We start from the raw sequence: 21217 nt of genomic DNA on the forward strand, positions 1-21217 counted from the left end.
TGTAGCATGGCATAATTTTTTGCCAATCTACCATGTATGAGAACCGCAGTTGTATTTTAAAGCTCCTTGCGGTGTTTTATTATAAAAGGAATTTTGCTATGGCAAAGATTGTTGAAACGGGGACAGGTGCATTGGCACTGACTTTTGATGATGTACTTTTACAGCCCGGTCATTCTCTTGTTATGCCTAGTCAAGTGGATCTCAGTACGCGCATTGCAGCGGATATTAAGCTCAATTTGCCATTGCTTTCTGCTGCAATGGATACGGTAACAGAATCGCGTTTGGCAATTGCTATGGCTCAAGCTGGAGGTCTTGGGGTTATTCATCGTAATATGTCTCCTGCAGAACAGGCAGAAGAAGTCCGCCAAGTAAAAAAGTTTGAATCTGGTATGGTTGTTAATCCAGTCACAATTGGACCAGATGCAACACTTGAAGAAGCGAAATCTTTGATGCGCTCTCATGGCATTTCAGGTATTCCGGTTGTTGAAAATAGTGTTAAAGGTGAGACAGCGGGACGACTTGTTGGCATTTTGACCAATAGAGATGTCCGTTTCGCATCAGATCCAAAACAAAAAATTTATGAATTAATGACGCATGAAAATTTGATCACAGTGCGTGAAAATGTCCAACTTAATGAAGCAAAATATCTTTTACATCATCATCGTATTGAAAAATTATTAGTTGTGGATGAACAAAATCGTTGTGTCGGACTGATAACAGTTAAGGATATTGAAAAAGCAAAATTAAATCCAAATGCTGCTAAAGATTCTCAAGGGCGCTTGCGTGCTGCAGCGGCCAGTAGTGTTGGGAATGGAGGGATTGAGCGTGCTGAACGCCTCATAGACGCGGGTGTTGATGTGTTGGTCATTGATACAGCGCATGGACATTCTCAACATGTGCTAGAAACTGTTGAACGAATTAAAAAGATGGCTTCCTCTCCAGCTGTTATTGCTGGGAACGTAGCAACCGCTCAAGCAACGCAGGCATTGATTGACAGTGGTGCAGATGCGGTAAAAGTTGGTATTGGTCCTGGCTCTATTTGCACAACGCGTATTGTTGCTGGTGTCGGTGTTCCTCAACTTGCAGCTATTATGAATGCCGCAGAAGTTGCTGAAAAAGCGGGCATTCCCATTATTGCAGATGGTGGAATCAAAGCATCAGGTGATTTTGCTAAAGCTTTAGCTGGTGGGGCTTGTGCAGCGATGATTGGATCTCTTTTAGCAGGTACAGAAGAAAGTCCTGGTGAAGTTTATCTTTATCAAGGTCGATCTTTTAAAGCCTATCGTGGTATGGGATCTGTTGGTGCTATGGCACGAGGATCGGCAGATCGCTATTTTCAAGATGATGTTCGTGATGAACTTAAGTTGGTTCCTGAAGGTGTGGAGGGGCAGGTGGCTTATAAAGGGCCTATAGCATCAGTTCTACATCAGCTTGCTGGTGGACTTCGTGCTTCAATGGGGTATGTTGGAGCAAAAGATCTCGTAGAGTTTCGTGAAAAAGCAACGTTTGTACGTATTACGAATGCGGGACTCCATGAAAGTCATACGCATGATGTTTCTATCACACGGGAGAGTCCAAACTATCGTGGGCCAGTTTAAAGATATTTAAAGATATAAGAGCATAATGTCATATCGTATAAATATAAAATCTTCCGAGAACAAGAAAGAGGGACTGCGCTTTTTTCTGTTTGTGATTTGGTGTAATAATCCCAAAAAGGAAAGAATTAGAGGTCAAAACTCTAATTCTTTCTGTTAAGACTATATGAAATAAGTTATATAAAATTAGAATTAACTTTTTGTAGTCTTCCGTCCTGTCTTTGACGCACGTTGGCGAGTGTTTGTCTGATCACTTTGGACGGATTTCTTTCCGTTGTTTGAGGGCATTGTGTTATGACGGCTTTTAGATGAAGTTGTTTTTCCATTATTATAAGTCATTATTTTCTCCTTTTAAATTGTCTGGCAGTTGCCAGTAGAGTAAAAACGGTCATGCCAAATAGTGGTTCCAAGCATTTTCTAAAAAGTTAATTTTTTGGTGAACGTAAGATGGACGTGTTTAATTTTATGAGAAGATTTTTTCTATTTTTTCAGATGGATAGCCCTAAAAAGATGGGAGATATTTGATTTTTTCTGTTATTCAGATAATCCTCGTAAATTTTATTTTACGCAATAATTAAGGAGTTTGTTTTTTCGTAATGCATGGCGGAAATAAGTTCTTTATGGATGGCTGCGTATCTTTTAGTATAAGAGGTAGAGGGATAAAAAGTGAATGGGCAGAAGATGAAAGGAAAAATCTAGATACTCTAATATTGGATCTTATAAAAAGTATGATCAGATCATTTTAATGTTGAATGTAAATTTTTAATGGTTTTGAGAAGGTTTTATTGGCAAGAAGAAGATAATATTATTTTTTTAGATGATTTAAGATTTTATTATTTTAATGGGAGAAATGAATGCGATTAGGTGGGCGTTTGCAAGCAGCAATAGATGTTCTCAAAGAGATAGAAATGAAGCATCGCCCAGTAGGAGAAGCTTTAAAGGATTGGGGGCTTTCTCATCGCTTTGCTGGAGCAGGTGATCGCGCAGCTATTGGCACAATCGTTTATGATGTTTTAAGACGACGCTATTCTTTACAATGGCGTATGGAGAGTGATGATATCCGAGATATCGTTTTTGGTGCCTTATTAGATTCTGGAAAAATGACGCTGGAGCAAATTGACGGTGAGTTAGCAGAAGATCGGTTTGCGCCGCAGTTATTAGGAGCTAAACAGCGTAAATCGTGGCAAGGTCAGCAATTAGTGGATGCTCCAGACTATATTCGTGGTGATATTCCGCAATGGTGTCAAGCGCATCTGCGTCCTTTATTTGGTGATAATTGGATCACTGAAGCGGCTGCGTTAGCAACGCGTCCTTCTTTAGACCTACGGGTAAATAACTTAAAGGCAACACCAGAAAAGGTGTTGAAAGAATTAGCAAAAACCAAACTTAAATCTTTGCCATGGTTTGAGCAAGCTTTGAGAATTGCACCGATTGAAAAGTTTAACCGTCATCCTAATGTTCAAGTGGAACCAGCTTTTCAAAAAGGACACTTTGAAATACAGGATTTAGGATCTCAAATTGTTGCTCACCTTGTGGAAGCGCGAGAAAGCATGCAGGTATTAGATTATTGCGCAGGTGCTGGGGGTAAAACATTAGCTTTAGCTTCCGATATGAACAATCGTGGGCAAATTTATGCCTATGATTCAGACAAAGCTCGTTTGGCTCCTATTTTTGATCGTCTTCGACGCGCTGGTGTTCGTAATGTACAAATACGAGTGCAAAGAGAAGAATTAAAACCATTAACAGGTCAGATGGATAGAGTTCTACTAGATGCACCATGTAGTGGGACAGGAACATGGCGTCGTCGTCCAGATGCGAAATGGCGTTTAACATTAGAACAGGTGAAACAACGCCAAACAGAACAGAGATCTATTTTGAATGAAGCGATAGCTTATCTTAAGCCAAATGGGCGCCTAGTCTATATTACCTGTTCTCTCTTTACAGATGAAAATGAGGAACAAATTTCCCGTTTCCTTCAACAACATTCTCATTTTGCTCCAATAGATATGCCAGCGCTTTGGCAGAAACATTTTAGTTTTTCTCCTGTGCAACCAGTTTTTTCAAATTATGGACTTACTTTGTCGCCGGCCACAACACAAACAGATGGGTTCTTTTTATCTGTGTTGCAAAAAAAACATTGATCCATATTTTTGCATTTTTTATCATAAATTTTACGAGAATAATCTTTTTCTTAAGAAAATAGGCTTGTGAAAAAAGAAAGATTGAATCATAACTCGCATGAGTTTTCTTTTACAATTGTTGATTGGTTTTCTATGAGCATATCACATCCAGACACGGTTCTTATTATTGACTTTGGTTCACAAGTTACACAACTTATTGCACGACGGGTACGAGCAATGGGGGTATATTGTGAAATTGCTCCTTTTCAATTGGCTTTAGAAGCTGTGCGCCGCATAAATCCTAAAGCTATTATTTTATCAGGGAGTCCTTATTCCGTTATTGATGAGGGCTCTCCGCGTGCTCCAATGGAAGTTTTTGAGGCGGGTATTCCGATTCTGGGTATTTGCTATGGTGAACAAGTCATGTGTGTTCAGCTTGGAGGAAAGGTTGAAGCTGGACATGAGCGTGAATTTGGGCGTGCTTTTTTGGAAGTGCAAGAAGAGAGTGCTCTTTTTGATGGAGTGTGGGAAAAAGGTTCTCGTTATCAAGTATGGATGAGCCATGGTGACCGTGTGGCAGCTTTACCAGAAGGTTTTCGTGTCATAGGGACCTCAAACGGAGCTCCCTATGCGGCTATTGCTGATGAAAAAAGACATTTTTATGCAGTACAGTTTCATCCTGAAGTTATCCATACACCAGATGGTACAAAACTTTTGCAAAACTTTATTCATAAAATCTCTGCTATTAAAGGTGGTTGGTCAATGGCTTCTTATCGTGAGCAGGCAATTGCTACGATACGACAAAAAGTTGGGAAAAGTCGTGTGATTTGTGGTCTTTCAGGGGGGGTGGATTCATCTGTTGTAGCGGTACTCCTTCATGAAGCCATAGGAGATCAACTGACATGCATTTTGGTAGACCATGGGCTGATGCGCAAGAATGAAGCTGAAGAAGTTCTCACGCTCTTTCGTGATCATTATAATATAGAGCTTATTCACGTTAATGCTGCCGATATATTTCTTAATGCTTTAGAGGGTGAGACAGATCCAGAAAAAAAGCGCAAAACGATTGGTCGCCTTTTTATTGAAGTTTTTGAAGAAGAAACTAAAAAAATAGGAGGTGCAGAGTTCTTAGCACAAGGAACACTTTATCCAGATGTTATTGAGAGTGTGTCTGCTATTGGTAAAACGGTAACCATTAAAAGCCATCATAATGTGGGTGGGCTGCCAGAACAGATGAATATGCAACTTGTAGAACCGTTGCGTGAGCTCTTTAAGGATGAGGTTCGCTTGCTAGGGCGAGAGTTAGGATTACCAGAGCAGTTTATTGGTCGCCATCCTTTTCCAGGTCCAGGTCTTGCAATTCGCTGTCCAGGTACTGTGACCCGTGAAAAATTAGAAATTTTACGTGAAGCAGATGCTATTTATCTTGAGGAAATCCGTAAAGCCGGTCTTTATGACGAAATTTGGCAAGCTTTTGCTGTTCTTCTTCCTGTTCAAACTGTTGGCGTGATGGGGGATGGTCGCACTTATGAATTTGTTTGTGCTCTTCGTGCCGTCACATCTGTAGATGGAATGACTGCTGATTTTTATCCCTATGATATGGCGTTTTTAGGTAAGACGGCAGCACGTATTATTAACGAAGTTAGAGGGATTAATCGTGTTGTATATGATGTAACCTCAAAGCCTCCTAGTACTATTGAATGGGAATAATTAAAATGAAGGATAAGCCTTTATCTGGCAATCTGTACGCTAATATCGTTTAAAATTGAGAAGTGTGGAATTTTGCATGTCTGAGAAAAAAATTGTTGCACACCGTGGCGGAGCTCATCTTTATCCTGAAAATACTCTTTCGGCATTTAATAATGCTATAGCGTTAGGTGTTGATGAAGTTGAATGCGACGTTCATTTGCTGAAAAGCGGTGAAGTGGTTGTCTTTCACGACTTCCGTCTAGACCAATTGGTTGGAAAAAAGGGGTATATTCACGACATTGATAATGAAACACGCAAACAACTCTGCGTAAAAGGAAGCCAAGAAGCACCTCCCTTATTAGAAGAGGTGCTTGATCTTTTAGCACCAACGAATATTGCATTGCATCTTGAAATCAAGACATGTGGTGAAGTGGAGCGTGAAACAATATTATCCCAAAAAGCGCTTGCGCTAATAAAAAGCCGAAATTTATCAGAACGGGTTTCTGCAATTAGTTTTGATCCTTTGATCCTTCGTCCTTTTATTGAAGCAGGAATACCATCTGGTCCATGTGTTGATAATCTTGAAGGTGATATGTACCGTCATTTTTCTGTATGGAAGCAATTAGGTTATTCTGATCTAAGTTTAGATGGCTCCATTGTTTCACAGGACTTTATTGAATCAGCTCTTGAGGCTGGTTTTACTGTAGGGGTATGGACAATTAATGGAAAAGCTCGGTTATCACATTGGCTTGACATGCCTGTACATTATATTACGACAGATCAACCCGATCTCGCATTGCAATTGCGTGCACAAAGGTAAAAATACATCAATACAAAGGGAACTATATATCCTCATAAAGCTAGCGTAATGAAAGAAGAAAATTATCTAATATATAACAATAATACATTGATTTATAATGATAATTAATGGTTCATTCATATGAATAAGAGATCTTAATACGTAAGATTTTCTTATTTCAAATCTTTTTACAATGAATCAATCAAAATCATTCGTTTACACATTACAAGCAGGGTTGGTGTGTGGATAAAAAATTATTGAGAAAAGAATAAAAATATTTATTTAACGTATTTCAAATGCAAGACTTGTTGAAGCATTAGGGGCTCATATGATGGCATACAAAAAGTCTTATATAATTTAGTGGAGAGGCTTTATGGCTTATTTTATAGGAGCTATCATGAAATGTAGATGTATTGAAAGATTTTTTAACAGCATGGAAATTGGTAATACAATGTCATTTTGCTTTGCGTGAGGAGCGTGATCTCACTACAGGAAAGGAACTATTAAGCGTTTCAAAATGATTTTCGTAGTTTTAAGAAAAATTCTATTTGTCTCTTCGTTAAATTCAGTAGCAACATCGTGTTAAAGTTATAAGCCGAAAGTTATAAGACAAATAGCAAAAGAATAAATAATTCTTTTTAAAAAAAGTAAATCCAGATATTAGAATAGTCATTGAATGACATTTACGATCTATATCTTTTTACCAATTGACTTTGCTTATTTAAGCCATCTCACTTTTTTCAGATAGTTACAAACGCGTATCTCGTTAATACATAAGAAAGCTTATAAAAGAAAACGAATAAATTTAAACAAATTCATTTGACCTTTTGGTGGTTCCTGTTTAAATGAGAGAATATATTTCTGAAATAAAACTGTCATAGCATGTTCATGTGTAATACTATAAATTTAGGGGTAGTTTGTATTCCATCACTTCAGAAAGGGTGAGCCATGAGTCGTTTTTATCTTTCCATAGCGGCCACGGTTGCTATCATAATGTCTACAGCGGGAATAACAGCAAGTTTTGCGCAGACAAAAATCAGCTTTTGGCATTCTATGAGTGGTGAATTAGGAAAGCAAACTGAAAGTCTCATTAACGATTTTAATGCAAGTCAATCAGAGTATAAAGTTGTTCCTTCATTTCGCGGCGAATATGAAGAGGGGTTGATTTCACTCATTGCAGCATTTCGTGGAAAGAAACAACCAGTGCTTGCCCAAATTTATGACGTTGGTACTGGAACTATGATGGCTGCAAAAGGCGCAATCTATCCATTTTATCAACTTATGGCTGATACAAAACAAGAATTTGATCCTACAGATTATTTCCCTGCTATTAGTGGTTATTACTCCGATGAACAGGGACGTATCATCTCTATGCCATTTAATATTTCAACTCCCATTCTTTATTATAATAAAGATATCTTTAAAAAAGCAGGGCTTGATCCGGAACAGCCTCCTAAAACGTGGCAAGATATAGAAGACTTTTCCAAAAAAATTCTTGAGACTAAAGCGGCAACTTGCGGTTTTACGATGGCTTATGCTGCTCAATGGATTGGTATAGAAAATTTTTCAGCGTTGCATAATGTTCCTTTTGGAACGAAGGAAAATGGCTTTAAAGGACTTGATTCAGAACTTACATTTAATGGACCTTTACAAGTGCGTATGTGGACTGACCTGAAAAAGTGGTCTGATCAAGGTATTTTCCGTTATGGTGGTCCAGCAGGTGCATTGGATTCAACACCAATGTTTATGGCACAAAATTGTGCAATTTTTATGCAATCTTCAGGATCACGTGCTGGAATTGTTTCGGAAGCTCAGTTTGATGTGGGAGTTGGTATGCTACCGTATTATAAGGATGCGGAAGGAACACCACAAAATTCAGTTATTGGGGGAGCTTCTATTTGGGCGTTTAAGGGACATACCCCAAAGGAATATGCAGGGGCAGCCGCTTTTCTTAAATTTCTTTCAAAAACAGAAAACCAAGCAAAATGGCATCAGGAAACAGGTTATCTTCCAACCACAAAAGCGACTTATGAATTGAGCAAAAAACAACATTTCTATGAAAAAACGCCAGGTGCGGATATAGCTATCAAACAGATTAATCTTAATCCACCAACAGTTAACTCGAAAGGGATAAGATTTGGTAATTTACCACAAATCCGTGCCATTCTTGATCAAGAGTTGGAAGCTGTTCTTAGTGGTTCAAAAACACCGAAAGATGGTTTAGATGAGACCGTTGAACGTGGAAATAAACTCTTGCGTGAATTTGAAAAATCTAATCATTAATCTCGTTTTATTGTTAAACATTAAAGACTCAACAAAAACAGTTGAGTTCTTTTTGTTTATCTTTTTAAAGTCTCTACATTTAAAGAGCCCTACGAATGCAAGAAAAACATGCATATTTTAAAAATAGTCTACTTTCTTACGGACTGCTTTTCCCTCAGCTTCTTGTGACTTTTTTGTTTTTCTTTTGGCCTGCTGCTCAAGCAATAAAATCATCTTTTGAGCGTGAAGACCCTTTTGGCTTTACAACAACCTTTATTGGTTTTGAAAATTATCTAACCGTTCTTTCTGATCCTACTTATCTGCAATCACTTCTTACAACCGCAGTATTTTCCATCTCAGTTACTGTCGCTTCAATGACAATATCACTTCTCTTAGCTGTCTGTGTTGATCGTGTCATCCGTGCAAAAAAGGCTTATACAATGCTTTTGCTCTGGCCCTATGCTGTTGCTCCAGTATTGGCAGGTATATTATGGCTGTTTATCTTTCATCCCACCATCGGAATTATCCCTTTTCTTCTCGAGAAAATAGGGGTGCTATGGAATTATCGTATTAATGGCACTCAAGCAATGATTCTTATTGTCATAGCAGCTAGTTGGAAACAGATTTCTTACAATTTTCTCTTTTTTCTTACGGGGCTTCAGTCTGTTCCGCGTTCTCAAATAGAAGCAGCCGCCATTGATGGTGCTGGTCCCTTTAAACGATTTTGGACTGTAGTCTTCCCGCAAATTTCACCAACGACGTTTTTCCTTCTTATTGTCAATGTCAATTATGTTATGTTTGATACCTTTGGTATTATTGATAATACAACTTCTGGAGGTCCTGCGCGTGCAACGAGCATCCTCGTCTATAAAGTATATGACGATGGCTTTAGAAATCAAATAATCGGTGCATCAGCAGCACAGTCAACAATATTGATGTTGATGGTTATTGTCTTAACCTTTATTCAGTTTCGCTGGATTGAGCGTCGTGTACAATATTAGGAAGTAAATTATGGTTGAAAATCGCCCTATTTTGAAATTTCTAACCCATATTACTCTCATTATTGGCATTATCATTATTTGCTTTCCAGTTTACGTTGCTATCATTGCATCAACCCATAGTTCAGCAGCATTCAACTCGGGAACACTTCCTCTTTTACCTGGGAAATATGCTTTGGAAAATTATAAAACAATCTTTGGTGATGGCCTTGCACAACTCGGTCTTCCCAACCTCTGGCCACTCTTAATGAATTCACTCATTATGGCTCTAGGGATTAGTATTGGAAAAATTATTATTTCACTTTTATCTGCTTATGCAATTGTTTATATGCGTTTTCCTTTCCGAAAAACTGCTTTTGTTCTTATTTTTGTTACATTGATGCTCCCTGTCGAAGTTCGTATTCTTCCAACCTATGAGGTTGTTGCGAAATTGGGGATGATCGACACCTATAGTGGAATGATTATTCCACTTATTGCATCTGCAACCGCTACATTTTTATTTCGCCAGTTTTTTTTGACTATTCCAGATGAACTCTTAGAGGCGGCACGTGTTGATGGTGCAGGTCCAGTTAAATTTTTTAAGGATATTCTTCTTCCTCTTAGTAAAAGCAATATCGCTGCTTTATTTATCATTATGTTTATTTATGGATGGATACAATATCTTTGGCCTCTTATCATCACAACGGATCAAAATCATCAAACGATCCTTATTATTTTAAAACAGCTTATTGTCGAATCACTTCAACATGATCCTCAATGGAATATACTCATGGCAGTATCGGTTGTTGCCATGGTTCCCCCTGTTCTTGTTGTTATCTTCATGCAACGGCTTTTTATCAAAGGCCTTATTGAAACGGAGAAGTAATTATGGCCATAATCCAGTTATCAAATATAAAAAAACGGTATGACAACGGCATTCTGGTCATTGATGATTTAAACTTAACTGTTGCTGATAAAGAACTTCTTGTTCTTGTCGGTCCTTCAGGGTGCGGAAAATCAACCTTATTGCGTATTATAGCAGGACTTGAACAAGTTACCTCAGGTGAATTATGTATTGATAACGAACGTATCAATGATCGTGAACCAGCTGATCGTGATATTGCTATGGTTTTTCAAAATTATGCTCTTTATCCCCATATGACAGTTCGTGGAAACTTAGAATATGGTCTTAAAAATCGTAAAACTCCTAAAGAAGAAATTAAAAAACGCATCGCACATGCTGCAAAACTTTTGGAGATAGAATCATTTCTTGATCGTAAGCCACGACAATTATCAGGAGGACAACGTCAGCGTGTTGCAATGGGGCGTGTGATTGTACGCCAACCCCGTGTTTTTCTCTTTGATGAACCTCTTTCAAATCTTGATGCAAAATTGCGGGCGCAAATGTGTATTGAAATAAAAACACTACAGCGTTCATTAGGAACGACCAGCCTCTATGTTACCCATGATCAACTAGAAGCTATGACATTAGCTGATAGAATAGTCGTTTTGAATAAAGGAGCTATCGAGCAAATTGGAACACCAATGGAAATTTACGACACTCCAGCAACAACATTTGTTGCTGATTTTATTGGTTCTCCTCCTATGAATTTTCTTGATCGCCATGTCTTAGAACAACATTTAGGGCATTCATTTTCTTATGGCGAAGAAACTGATCTTTTAGCATTCAGACCTGAAATAATCTTATTAGGCGAACATCCGGATAAAGGACCTGTCTTTCACACAAAAATTGAGCTTATCAAGCCTATCGGAACAGGTTGCCATGTTTTAACGCGTTGGAATAATATCATCTTTACGATTGAAATAAAAGAACGCTTGACACACGACTATGGGCAAAAACTAAGTTTCACTGTCGCTCATCAGAATTTTCATACTTTTAACAAAAACACTGGAAAGCGCACAAATAGTAAGTAAGCATTAATTGATTGTGACACGACTTTCTTTTATGTTGCGTTTCGATTTTCTCGATTGCATTTACAAAATCAGGTTGTAACCGATGGGATTAAAAACAAAATTTTAAAAGTTTTGGTAATGATCCATTGTCCCATGGCGCTGAGAATGTCAAAACATTTATATGAAGAAAATATGCATTTTCACGGTCTGTGAGAAGAATATTATTTTCAAATCTCAAACATAATAAAATCATTTTCACTATAAAAAATATTAATATAAAATAACCATTGATTAACCATATTATTGCTCATAAAAAACAATATATTATCATGTGTTTCTTGATGTAATAATTTATGTAACTTATAAAAAGTAAATGAGAGAAATAGAGGGAAACAATAATTCACAGATGAGAGGGGATGCGCCCCATATCGTAGCTTTGATCCCTAACATAAGAAGTCTATTTGATCCAAAAAATACGACGCTGTTCTAAATAGTCTGTACGAGAATAGGCATATTCTATTTTACTGCTGACTATATGATCTTAAATGGTTTCAGAGATCCTATAAGAGGCATTTTTTCTTCAAGTGGTTTTTATTCATACACTCATTCTACTTGCATGTTATAAATGGAGTTGGGTAGATAAAAATACTTTAAGAAAGAGACCCCAAATGCTTCTTATGAATCGTTTCAAGTGTCGAGAGTTATTGTAAAAGAAGCGTTGGAAAATAGAATGATGCCGCTGACGATCTGGGCATCATGAGGCAATAAATCCACTTACTTTATCTATCTTAGCATCTATTGAGTATAAATTTCTCTGTAAAAGTAACTTTATTTTATATCAATATTATCAATTATAGATGTTGGGTATCATTAGTAATATAATCATAGACTTACGATTTTATGAACGCTTTTTTATCTCTTTTGTAGAAAATCTTAATGTTTTGTGATGGCATCAATGATGGTATTCACATTATGTTCCATCATATCGAGATAAGTTGCTGCAGGGCCATTTTTATTTGACAATGCATCAGAATAAAGAGTCCCACCAATTTTTAAACCTGTTTCTTTTGCAATCTGTTTTATGAGCCGAGGATTAGAGATATTTTCAACGAATAGTGCAGCTGCTTTATTCGCCTTAATTTGTTTGATAAGTTTAGCAACATCGGCTGCGGTTGCTTCAGCTTCTGTTGAAGCATTTTGGGGAGCAAGGATAGTAAAACCATATTCTTTGGCAAAATAGCCAAAGGCGTTATGAGATGTGATAATGATACGTTTATCTTTAGGGATGGTAGCAATTTTTGTTTTCAGGGTATCTTGTGCTATTTTAAGTTTTTGGATGTAGGTTTCGGCATTTTTTTTGTAGCTGGTGCAGGATTGTGGATCGATTTTACAAAAAGCAGCAGCGATATTCTTCACATAGATTTTGACATTGGGAATTGTTTGCCAAGCGTGTGGATCAATAACGCTATGGTGGTGATGGGCATTATGTTCTTGATTTTTCATTTTGAGGGAGGGAATGTTAGCGCTAACTTTGACAAGAAGTGCTTTTGTACCGCTTGCTGTAATGAGGCGATCAATGAATCCTTCTAAATGAAGTCCGTTGATGAAAATAATTTGAGCATTTCTAAGAGCTTGAGCATCATGGGGGGTAGGTTCATAAGTGTGGGTATTCGCATTGGGACCTACAAAAGTGGTCATAGAGATATGGTTGTCTCCTACATTTTTTACGAGATCTGCGAGAATAGAAAAGCTCGCAACAACTTTGATTTTATTGTTTGCAGAAGCAGAAAATGGAGAAAGGGAAAGCAATAAAGCTCCAAGAAGAACAAATTTTTGAGTAAACTTAGGCACATTTTTTCCTTAAAGTGAGGAGGTATAAAAGAGGTGGGGAAACCATGTTACAATAAAGCCACGTGGACTTATCAAGCAGGAAAAAAGATAAATAAATCCTGCGGCAATGATGATAGCAGGGCCGGAGGGAAGAGAAAGATGAAAAGAAAGCAGGAGACCACATACGCTAGAAATGATTCCAAAAAGAGTGGAAAGCGCGCAAATAGGGCCTAGCCGTGAAAACCAAAAACGGGCTGTAATAGCTGGAATCATCATAATGCCAACGGAAAGTAATGTTCCTAGTGATTGAAAGCCTCCAACCAGATTCAACACCACAAGTCCAAGCAATGAAATATGAATATATTTACTCAACGGAGAGAGTGATTTAAAAAAGAGGGGGTCAAAGCTTTCTAAAACAAGTGCACGCCAAAAAATACAAAGGCTGCATAGTGTAATCAGCATTATAATAGTGATTAACCAAAGGGCTTGTGCATCAAGTGCAAGAACCGATCCGAATAAGAGATGAAGCAGCTCAATTGTTGAGTCTTTTAGTGAGATAATAATGACACCTGCCGCGAGTGCAATAAGATAAAAGACGGTCATGGATGCATCTTCTTTCTGAAAGCTATTTCGTGAAATTAAAATGGTTGCTAAAGCAACAATAATACCAGCGAAGATGCCACCAAGTGTCATAGATATGAGGGAAAAGCCACAAATCAGAAAAGCAGTTGCAACACCAGGAAGAATGGCATGAGAGATAGCATCTCCTGTCAAGCTCATTCCACGGAGCATCAAAAATACACCAACAGGACAAGCGCTAATAGACAGGAAAATAGAACCGATAAGGGCGTTTTGCATAAATTGGAAATCAACAAAGGGGGCAAGAAAAAATGCATACACGTCTTATAACCTAAGAAAGAGAGGATCATTGATGGGAAGATTTTGTTTTTGTGCGCTAATAGGAAAAGAATTGGATGTGAGAGGTGGCATAACGTGATGAATAGTGTTGTTAAAAAACTGTGTTGTTTTTCCATAAAAGGCGTTTTGTTGATTAATTTGAATCATTTGGGGGAAAAATTCTTGCACGATGAGAGGGTTATGGAGTGCTGCGAGAACTGTGCGTCCTTGCTGTTGCCAGTATGTGATCAGTGTAAGAAGGTCTTTTTGGGTATTATGATCTACACCATTGAAAGGTTCATCAAGCAAAATAATATTGGCATCTTGCACAATGATACGTGCAAAAAGAGCGCGTTGTAATTGCCCGCCTGATAATGTTTCAAGCGAACGGGGTGCTAGTTCTGTAAGCCCAACCGTTTCAAGCGCATTTTGAATCTTAGAATCATAAAGGCGCTGGCTTTTCCATAATCCACAAAAAGACCACAGTCCTGTTTTTACAAGCGTTTTCACATCAATTGGAAATGTTTGATCTACATCACATTGCTGAGAAAGATAAGCAATACGGCTTTTTTTTGGTTTTGTAATTTTTCCCTTAAGAGGTTTAATCAATCCGGCGATGGCTTTTAGCAGTGTCGATTTTCCAGCGCCATTATCGCCTGTTATTGCGACCAATGAACCAGCTTTTAACTTTGCTGAAAAGTTCTTTATTGCTATTCTATTTCCATAGCCTAATGTTGTCTTATTGAAGTGCAGATCCATATTTTTTACCATCGTTGCTTATTATTTTGAAAACTATGTAATAATATAACGTTTGTCAATAAAATGTTATATTATTACATAGTTTTGAGGACTGAAAATTTTAGTGTGAAGATCGTGGAAAATTAAAAATAATAATTGAATTCACCTTGACGAAAGAGAGAGAGTATATACTATATATAGTATCAAAATGATTGGTGATTCTAAATAAGCACAAGAGAGGGTGTTAGTGTGTTTCGTTTGGTATCTAAGTTATTTCCATTATTGTAAAGAGTTTATTGACCAAGGGCATAGCAGTGTTTTTGCTGAAGGATCTCTTTTGGAAGGATTCCTTTCGTTTTTGTAATTGATTTTTGCCGTAAAAGAGTAAAACAGAGCTCTTGAAAAACGGTAGTTTAGAACGTTAGTTTTTAGACAGCAGGAGGGAATTGTAATGCAAGCAAAAGATTGTTTTATAACTGGGGGGCTTTGCCATTTAAGTTATAGAATAATCGCTTATTCTCATCATAGTCTTTGAAGTTATTTGATGAGGAATTCTGTTATGTTCAAGAAGCTGTGTACTATTTGAAAGTAACCACATGTTTTGCGTACAATTTCTGTTTTTTGTTATTCTTGAGTACTTATAAAATTATTAGATTGACCTTTTAGGGTTGATTGTTTGGAATTGTGAAAGTTGAAGAAAATGTCGATCACTATTTATAGCAAACCATCTTGTGTCCAATGTGATGCTACACGCCGCGCTTTTGATGCAAAAGGCATTCATTATCGTGTTGTTGATATTTCTTGTGATGAACAAGCATACAATTTTGTTCAATCTCTGGGGTATCGTCAGGTTCCTGTCGTTGTTTGTGGTGAAAATCATTGGTCTGGTTTTAGACCAGATATGATTAGTGGTCTTTGTGCTTAATGGGGCTTATTGTTTATTATTCGAGTGCAACGGGTAATACAGAACATTTTGTCTCGCAACTTGGTCAACGACTCTTCAAAATTGATAAAAGAAAGCCTTCTGCATTGGTTGGTGAACCTTATGTACTGGTTGTTCCTACATATGCAGATGGTGAAGGAAGAGGAGCAGTGCCGAAAGCCGTTATCCATTTTCTTAATGAAGCTGAGAACCGAAAATTAATTCGTGGTGTCATTGGTGGTGGGAATCGTAATTTTGGTTGTTATTATAATTTAGCAAGTAAAATCATTGCTGAAAAATGTTGTGTACCTTGCCTTTATCGTTTTGAGCTGCGTGGAACTGATGAAGACGTTATTTATGTAAAAAAGGGATTGGAAAGATTTTGGAAACAATTGGTATAGGGCAATCGCAGAAATCGGATCAGATTACTGATTATCATGCGCTGAATGCAATGCTTAATCTTTATGATGAAAATGGTCATATTCAATTTGATATGGATAGGCTTGCCGCACGGCAATATTTTCTTCAGCATGTTAATCAAAATACAGTTTTTTTTCATAACCTGAAGGAAAAAATAGACTACTTAATAGAAGAAGGTTATTACGAAAAAGCTTTATTTGGGCTTTATGATTTTTCTTTTATTAAAAAGCTTTTTAAACGTGCTTATGCATTTAAGTTTCGTTTTCCTACCTTTTTAGGCGCATTTAAGTACTATACCAGCTATACATTAAAGACTTTTGATGGGAAACGTTATCTTGAACGTTATGAAGATCGTGTTTGTCTTGTAGCTTTATATTTGGCACAAGGGAATAAAGCTCTTGCTGAAAGTTTTGTGGATGAAATTATTACAGGACGTTTTCAGCCGGCAACACCGACATTTTTAAATGCTGGGAAAAAACAACGTGGTGAATTGGTTTCGTGTTTTTTGCTACGTGTTGAAGATAATATGGAATCGATAGGTCGTTCGGTTAATTCGGCTTTGCAGCTTTCAAAACGTGGTGGAGGTGTGGCGCTTTGTTTAACGAATTTGCGGGAAGCTGGGGCACCAATTAAGCAAATAGAAAATCAGTCCTCAGGAGTCTTACCGGTGATGAAACTCTTGGAAGATTCTTTTTCTTACGCCAATCAGCTTGGGGCAAGACAGGGGGCTGGAGCTGTTTATTTGCATGCTCACCATTTAGATATTATGAAGTTTTTGGATACAAAGCGTGAAAATGCTGATGAAAAAGTTAGAATCAAAACGCTTTCGCTTGGTGTCGTTATTCCTGATATTACTTTTGAGCTTGCACGGAATAATGAGGATATGTATCTCTTCTCATCTTATGATATCGAGCGTGTGACAGGTAAGCCCTTTAGCGATATTTCTTTAACGGAGCATTATCGTTCTTTTGTTGATAATGCAAAGATTCGTAAAAAGAAAATAAGTGCACGCGTTTTTTTCCAGACATTAGCGGAAATTCAATTTGAGTCGGGTTATCCCTATATTTTATTTGAGGATACTGCTAATCGATCGAACCCAATAGCTGGGCGCATAAGTATGAGCAATTTATGTTCAGAAATTTTGCAGGTGAGTGAGGCAAGTGAACTGGAGACAGATTTAACTTATCGCACGATTGGAAGTGATATATCCTGTAATCTTGGATCCATGAATATTGCCAAAGCAATGGAAAGTCCTGATTTCGGACAGACCGTGGAATCTGCTGTTCGTGCCCTTACTGCGGTTTCGGATATGAGCAATATTGCCTGTGTGCCTTCCATTGCGAAAGGCAATGCTGAAAGTCATGCGATTGGTTTGGGACAAATGAATTTGCACGGGTTTCTAGCGCGTGAACAGATCTATTATGGATCTCCAGAAGCGATAGATTTTACCAATATCTATTTTTATATTGTGACATATCACGCCATACGGGCTTCCAATTTGATTGCACGTGAACGTCAAGAAATGTTTGCAGGGTTTGAAAAATCAGCTTATGCAGATGGACGTTTTTTCGAAAAATATATTGAAAAAGAATGGAAACCGCAATTTGCGCTTGTGCAAGAGCTTTTTGCACGGAACAATATTGTTATCCCAGATCAAAAGGATTGGCAGGAACTCAAAAAATTAGTCATTGAGTATGGGCTTTATAACCGTAATTTGCAGGCAGTTCCACCTACGGGATCTATTTCCTATATTAATCATGCCACTTCTTCTATTCATCCAATTGCTTCAAAAATTGAAATTCGCAAAGAAGGAAAAATTGGACGCGTTTATTATCCCGCTCCTTATATGGATAATACGAATTTGAATTTTTACCAAGATGCTTATGAGATTGGTCCTGAAAAAATTATAGATACCTATGCTGCAGCAACACAGCATGTTGATCAAGGTCTTTCATTGACATTATTTTTTCCTGATACCGCTACCACACGTGATATTAACCGCGCACAAATTTATGCCTGGAAAAAGGGTATAAAGAGTATTTACTATGTACGATTACGGCAAGTAGCATTAAGTGGAACAGAAGTTGATGGCTGTGTTTCGTGCAGTTTATAGGAGATCATCATATGACAAAGATTGCAACCAAAAATCCTGTTGTGTGCGCTGTTAATTGGAATAGATTACATGATGAGAAAGATCTTGAAGTATGGAACCGCTTAACTGGGAACTTTTGGTTACCTGAGAAGGTTCCACTTTCCAATGATATTCCCTCATGGTCAAGCTTAACAGATGAAGAACGTAAATTAACAATTCGTGTTTTTACAGGACTAACGCTTTTAGATACAATTCAAAATACTGTTGGAGCCATTTCGCTTCTGGCTGATGCAATAACAGAGCATGAGGAGGCAGTGTTGACGAATATTGCTTTCATGGAAGCGGTTCATGCACGTTCTTATTCCTCTATTTTTTCAACCCTTTGTTCGACGGTAGAAGTTGATGATGCGTTTAGATGGTCAGAAGAAAATATTCATTTGCAGAAAAAGGCTAGATTAGTACTTGAGCGTTATGAAGCAAATGATCCACTTAAGAAAAAAATTGCTTCGACTTTGCTGGAAAGCTTTTTATTTTATTCTGGTTTTTATTTGCCCATGTATTGGGCCAGTCGCGCTAAGTTGACCAATACAGCAGATCTCATTCGATTAATCATTCGTGATGAAGCAGTCCATGGTTATTATATAGGTTATAAATTCCAATTGGGCTTTGCAAAGCTTGATGAAGCCAAAAAGAAAGAAATTAAAGATTTTGCTTTTAACCTGCTCTTTGATCTTTATAATATCGAGTGCAAATATACTGAAGATCTTTATGATGCACTTGGATTGACAGAAGATGTTAAAATTTTTCTTCATTATAATGCTAACAAGGCTTTAATGAATTTAGGTTTTGAAGCTCTTTTTCCTCCTGAGGTTTGTCGTGTTAATCCCGCTATTTTGGCAGCTTTATCACCAAACTCTGATGAAAATCATGACTTTTTTTCAGGGGCAGGTTCTTCTTATGTCATTGGCAAGGCGGTTGCTACCACGGATGATGATTGGGAATTTTAATGTTTGCATGCAAATAGAAGTGCGCGGGGTATTCCACTTAGATCTTTACGCACTTCTAAACATTGAAAACCATTTTTTTCAAATAAATTACAGACTTCATTTTCTTGAGAGTAACCAATTTCAACAGCGACATAGCCGTTTTCTTTTAAGTAGTGGGCTGCTTCATGGGCGAGTTTTCGATAAAAATCAAGTCCATCTTCCCCTCCTATCAGGGCGCGTAATGGGTCATGTAAGCGCACTTCTTTTGCAAGTTTTTCGATATCTTGTGCGGGAATATAAGGTGGATTAGAAACAATGAAATCAAAGCGATCTGCGACCGCATCAAACCAGTCGCTAAGAAGAGGTGTGAAGCGGTGTGCTACTTCAGCGTTTTTTGCATTTTTTTTCGCTGTTTTAAGGGCATCTTCAGAAATATCGACTGCCACCGCATAGGATTGGGGAATTTGTTTAAGGAGTGTAATGGCAATGGCGCCACTTCCTGTTCCCATATCAAGGAATCTTGTTCTTCTCGAATTTTCGACCTGTTTTTGGAGAAAAGGGAGAACAAGATCTATTAGCGTTTCTGTATCAGGACGAGGTTCTAACGTCTCTTGAGACAATGCAAAAGATATACCATAAAATTCTCGTGCTCCTATAATACGGTAGACGGGTTCTCCTGCAATACGCCGTTGTAGAGCCTGTTCTATTTGTATAATATGCTCAGAAGACAGATGCATATCTGGTTTAGAAATTCTTTCAGCAGCATTTATTCCTGTTATCCATTCAACGAGTATTTTCGCATCGAGATCGGCTTCAACAATTCCTTTCGTGCGCAATTTTTCTTGCATTCGTTGGATGACATTCTTGAAAGAATATTCGCTCAATTATTATCCATTTCCATAAGCAGTGTTGTTTGATGATCTGAGATGAGTGCATGAAGAAGCTCATCAAGATCTCCCTCTAGAATGCGATCAAGCTTATACAAGGTTAGATTAATACGGTGATCCGTGACACGTCCTTGTGGAAAATTATAGGTACGAATACGTTCTGAACGATCACCAGAACCAACTTGGCTTTTACGAGAAGCTGAACGTTCACTTTCCGCTTTTTGTCGTTCGATATCGAATAAGCGTGCCCGTAAAATTTGAAGGGCTCGTGCTCGGTTTTGATGTTGTGATTTTTCTGCTTGTACGACCATAATTCCTGTTGGAATATGCGTGATACGAACAGCTGAATCCGTTGTATTAACATGCTGTCCTCCTGCTCCAGATGCACGCATTGTGTCAATACGAATATCTTCAGGGCGAATATCAATATCAATTTCTTCAGCCTCCGGAAGGACTGCAACGGTAGCAGCAGATGTATGGATACGTCCACCGGTTTCTGTTTCGGGGATGCGTTGCACACGGTGAACCCCTGATTCATATTTCAATTTAGAAAAGACACCTTTTCCTGAGATAGTAGCAATAATCTCTTTATATCCGCCAACTTCTCCCTCACTGAGTGAAATAACTTCTACTGTCCAATGGTGAGCATGGGCATAACGTTCATACATACGGAAAAGATCACCGGAAAAAAGTGCTGCTTCTGATCCACCCGTTCCTGCTCGAATTTCAACAATAGCGTTTTTTTCATCAGCAACATCTTTAGGCAAAAGCAGAATCTGGAGTTCTTTTTCAAATTGCTCTACTTTTTTATATAACAATGGTAGCTCTTCTTGGGCAAGATTACGCATCTCTACGTCTGTTTGTTTATCATTGATAATTGTTTCTAATTCTGTAATCTCTTTGTAAAGAGCATTTAATGCGCGTATAGAGGCAATAACGGGTTGTAGTTCTGCATATTCAGAAGCTAATTTGACATATGTTTCAGCATTTGGATTAGTCGTCATTTGGCTTTCAATTATTTCAAAGCGCTTTTCAAGCTGTCTCATACGATCTTGTGGCAAGGAAACCATGATAATATTGGCCTAATTT

At 37.8% G+C, this 21217-nt stretch carries 18 protein-coding genes; 12 read left to right on the forward strand and 6 right to left on the reverse strand.

Annotated elements, in window-relative coordinates; all coding sequences use genetic code 11:
- The first annotated feature begins 98 nt into the window (after window positions 1-98).
- Window positions 99-1598, forward strand: coding sequence for an IMP dehydrogenase (guaB, locus tag ACFIKB_RS01410; protein ID WP_012754596.1), 1500 nt, complete (start codon window positions 99-101; stop codon window positions 1596-1598).
- A 189-nt stretch (window positions 1599-1787) separates the two neighbouring features.
- On the opposite strand, the gene ACFIKB_RS01415 is transcribed toward guaB, so the two are convergent.
- Complete coding sequence (locus tag ACFIKB_RS01415; protein WP_273722522.1) at window positions 1788-1934, reverse strand: hypothetical protein; 147 nt, start codon at window positions 1932-1934, stop codon at window positions 1788-1790.
- Window positions 1935-2449: 515 nt separating this feature from the next.
- Here ACFIKB_RS01415 and ACFIKB_RS01420 point away from each other — a divergent pair.
- From ACFIKB_RS01420 to ACFIKB_RS01450, 7 genes are all read left to right on the forward strand, one after another.
- Complete coding sequence (locus ACFIKB_RS01420) at window positions 2450-3736, forward strand: RsmB/NOP family class I SAM-dependent RNA methyltransferase (RefSeq protein WP_375647144.1); 1287 nt, start codon at window positions 2450-2452, stop codon at window positions 3734-3736.
- Between the two features lie 132 nt (window positions 3737-3868).
- Window positions 3869-5425: a glutamine-hydrolyzing GMP synthase gene (gene guaA, locus ACFIKB_RS01425; protein ID WP_375652675.1), complete on the forward strand. Its 1557-nt coding sequence runs from the start codon at window positions 3869-3871 to the stop codon at window positions 5423-5425.
- Window positions 5426-5501: 76 nt separating this feature from the next.
- Window positions 5502-6224: a glycerophosphodiester phosphodiesterase gene (locus ACFIKB_RS01430; RefSeq protein WP_375636013.1), complete on the forward strand. Its 723-nt coding sequence runs from the start codon at window positions 5502-5504 to the stop codon at window positions 6222-6224.
- A 927-nt stretch (window positions 6225-7151) separates the two neighbouring features.
- Window positions 7152-8486: a sn-glycerol-3-phosphate ABC transporter substrate-binding protein UgpB gene (gene ugpB / locus ACFIKB_RS01435; RefSeq protein WP_375636012.1), complete on the forward strand. Its 1335-nt coding sequence runs from the start codon at window positions 7152-7154 to the stop codon at window positions 8484-8486.
- A 95-nt stretch (window positions 8487-8581) separates the two neighbouring features.
- Window positions 8582-9466 carry a sn-glycerol-3-phosphate ABC transporter permease UgpA gene (gene ugpA / locus ACFIKB_RS01440; RefSeq protein ID WP_012754601.1) on the forward strand — a complete coding sequence of 295 codons (885 nt, stop codon included), beginning with the start codon at window positions 8582-8584 and terminating at the stop codon, window positions 9464-9466.
- A 10-nt stretch (window positions 9467-9476) separates the two neighbouring features.
- Window positions 9477-10328, forward strand: a complete 852-nt coding sequence (gene ugpE / locus ACFIKB_RS01445; protein WP_375636011.1) for a sn-glycerol-3-phosphate ABC transporter permease UgpE — start codon at window positions 9477-9479, stop codon at window positions 10326-10328.
- A gap of 2 nt (window positions 10329-10330) precedes the next feature.
- A complete protein-coding gene (locus ACFIKB_RS01450) occupies window positions 10331-11377 on the forward strand; it encodes a sn-glycerol-3-phosphate import ATP-binding protein UgpC (protein WP_375636010.1) in 1047 nt (348 codons plus the stop codon).
- A 912-nt stretch (window positions 11378-12289) separates the two neighbouring features.
- Here ACFIKB_RS01450 and ACFIKB_RS01455 read toward each other — a convergent pair.
- The 3 genes from ACFIKB_RS01455 to ACFIKB_RS01465 are packed head-to-tail and all read right to left on the reverse strand — an operon-like array spanning window position 12290 to window position 14842.
- A complete protein-coding gene (locus ACFIKB_RS01455; protein WP_375636009.1) occupies window positions 12290-13207 on the reverse strand; it encodes a metal ABC transporter solute-binding protein, Zn/Mn family in 918 nt (305 codons plus the stop codon).
- A gap of 9 nt (window positions 13208-13216) precedes the next feature.
- Complete coding sequence (locus ACFIKB_RS01460; protein ID WP_375644645.1) at window positions 13217-14086, reverse strand: metal ABC transporter permease; 870 nt, start codon at window positions 14084-14086, stop codon at window positions 13217-13219.
- Window positions 14087-14089: 3 nt separating this feature from the next.
- The gene (locus tag ACFIKB_RS01465) at window positions 14090-14842 is read right to left on the reverse strand and encodes an ABC transporter ATP-binding protein (protein ID WP_375636007.1); all 753 of its coding nucleotides are present in this window, start codon (window positions 14840-14842) and stop codon (window positions 14090-14092) included.
- Between the two features lie 679 nt (window positions 14843-15521).
- Here ACFIKB_RS01465 and nrdH point away from each other — a divergent pair.
- From nrdH to nrdF, 4 genes are read left to right on the forward strand one after another with little or no spacing between them, the layout of a single operon-like run.
- Window positions 15522-15746 carry a glutaredoxin-like protein NrdH gene (gene nrdH / locus ACFIKB_RS01470; protein WP_375644644.1) on the forward strand — a complete coding sequence of 75 codons (225 nt, stop codon included), beginning with the start codon at window positions 15522-15524 and terminating at the stop codon, window positions 15744-15746.
- Complete coding sequence (gene nrdI, locus ACFIKB_RS01475; RefSeq protein WP_375636005.1) at window positions 15746-16144, forward strand: class Ib ribonucleoside-diphosphate reductase assembly flavoprotein NrdI; 399 nt, start codon at window positions 15746-15748, stop codon at window positions 16142-16144. Before nrdH ends, nrdI begins: the two co-directional genes overlap by 1 nt.
- Window positions 16126-18276, forward strand: a complete 2151-nt coding sequence (gene nrdE / locus ACFIKB_RS01480) for a class 1b ribonucleoside-diphosphate reductase subunit alpha (RefSeq protein WP_375636004.1) — start codon at window positions 16126-16128, stop codon at window positions 18274-18276. Before nrdI ends, nrdE begins: the two co-directional genes overlap by 19 nt.
- Before the next feature lie 11 nt (window positions 18277-18287).
- On the forward strand, window positions 18288-19262 hold the full coding sequence (nrdF, locus tag ACFIKB_RS01485) for a class 1b ribonucleoside-diphosphate reductase subunit beta (protein ID WP_375652621.1): 975 nt from the start codon (window positions 18288-18290) through the stop codon (window positions 19260-19262).
- Here the strand turns inward: nrdF and prmC are convergent.
- Both prmC and prfA read right to left on the reverse strand, forming a co-directional pair.
- Window positions 19259-20125: a peptide chain release factor N(5)-glutamine methyltransferase gene (prmC, locus tag ACFIKB_RS01490; protein ID WP_375652622.1), complete on the reverse strand. Its 867-nt coding sequence runs from the start codon at window positions 20123-20125 to the stop codon at window positions 19259-19261. The two genes, nrdF and prmC, sit on opposite strands and share 4 nt — an antisense overlap.
- Window positions 20122-21198: a peptide chain release factor 1 gene (gene prfA, locus ACFIKB_RS01495; protein WP_375644642.1), complete on the reverse strand. Its 1077-nt coding sequence runs from the start codon at window positions 21196-21198 to the stop codon at window positions 20122-20124. Before prfA ends, prmC begins: the two co-directional genes overlap by 4 nt.
- Window positions 21199-21217: the final 19 nt, after the last annotated feature.

This window comes from Bartonella sp. MR110HLJHH (assembly GCF_042194225.1).
Taxonomy (GTDB): Bacteria; Pseudomonadota; Alphaproteobacteria; order Rhizobiales; family Rhizobiaceae; genus Bartonella; species Bartonella grahamii.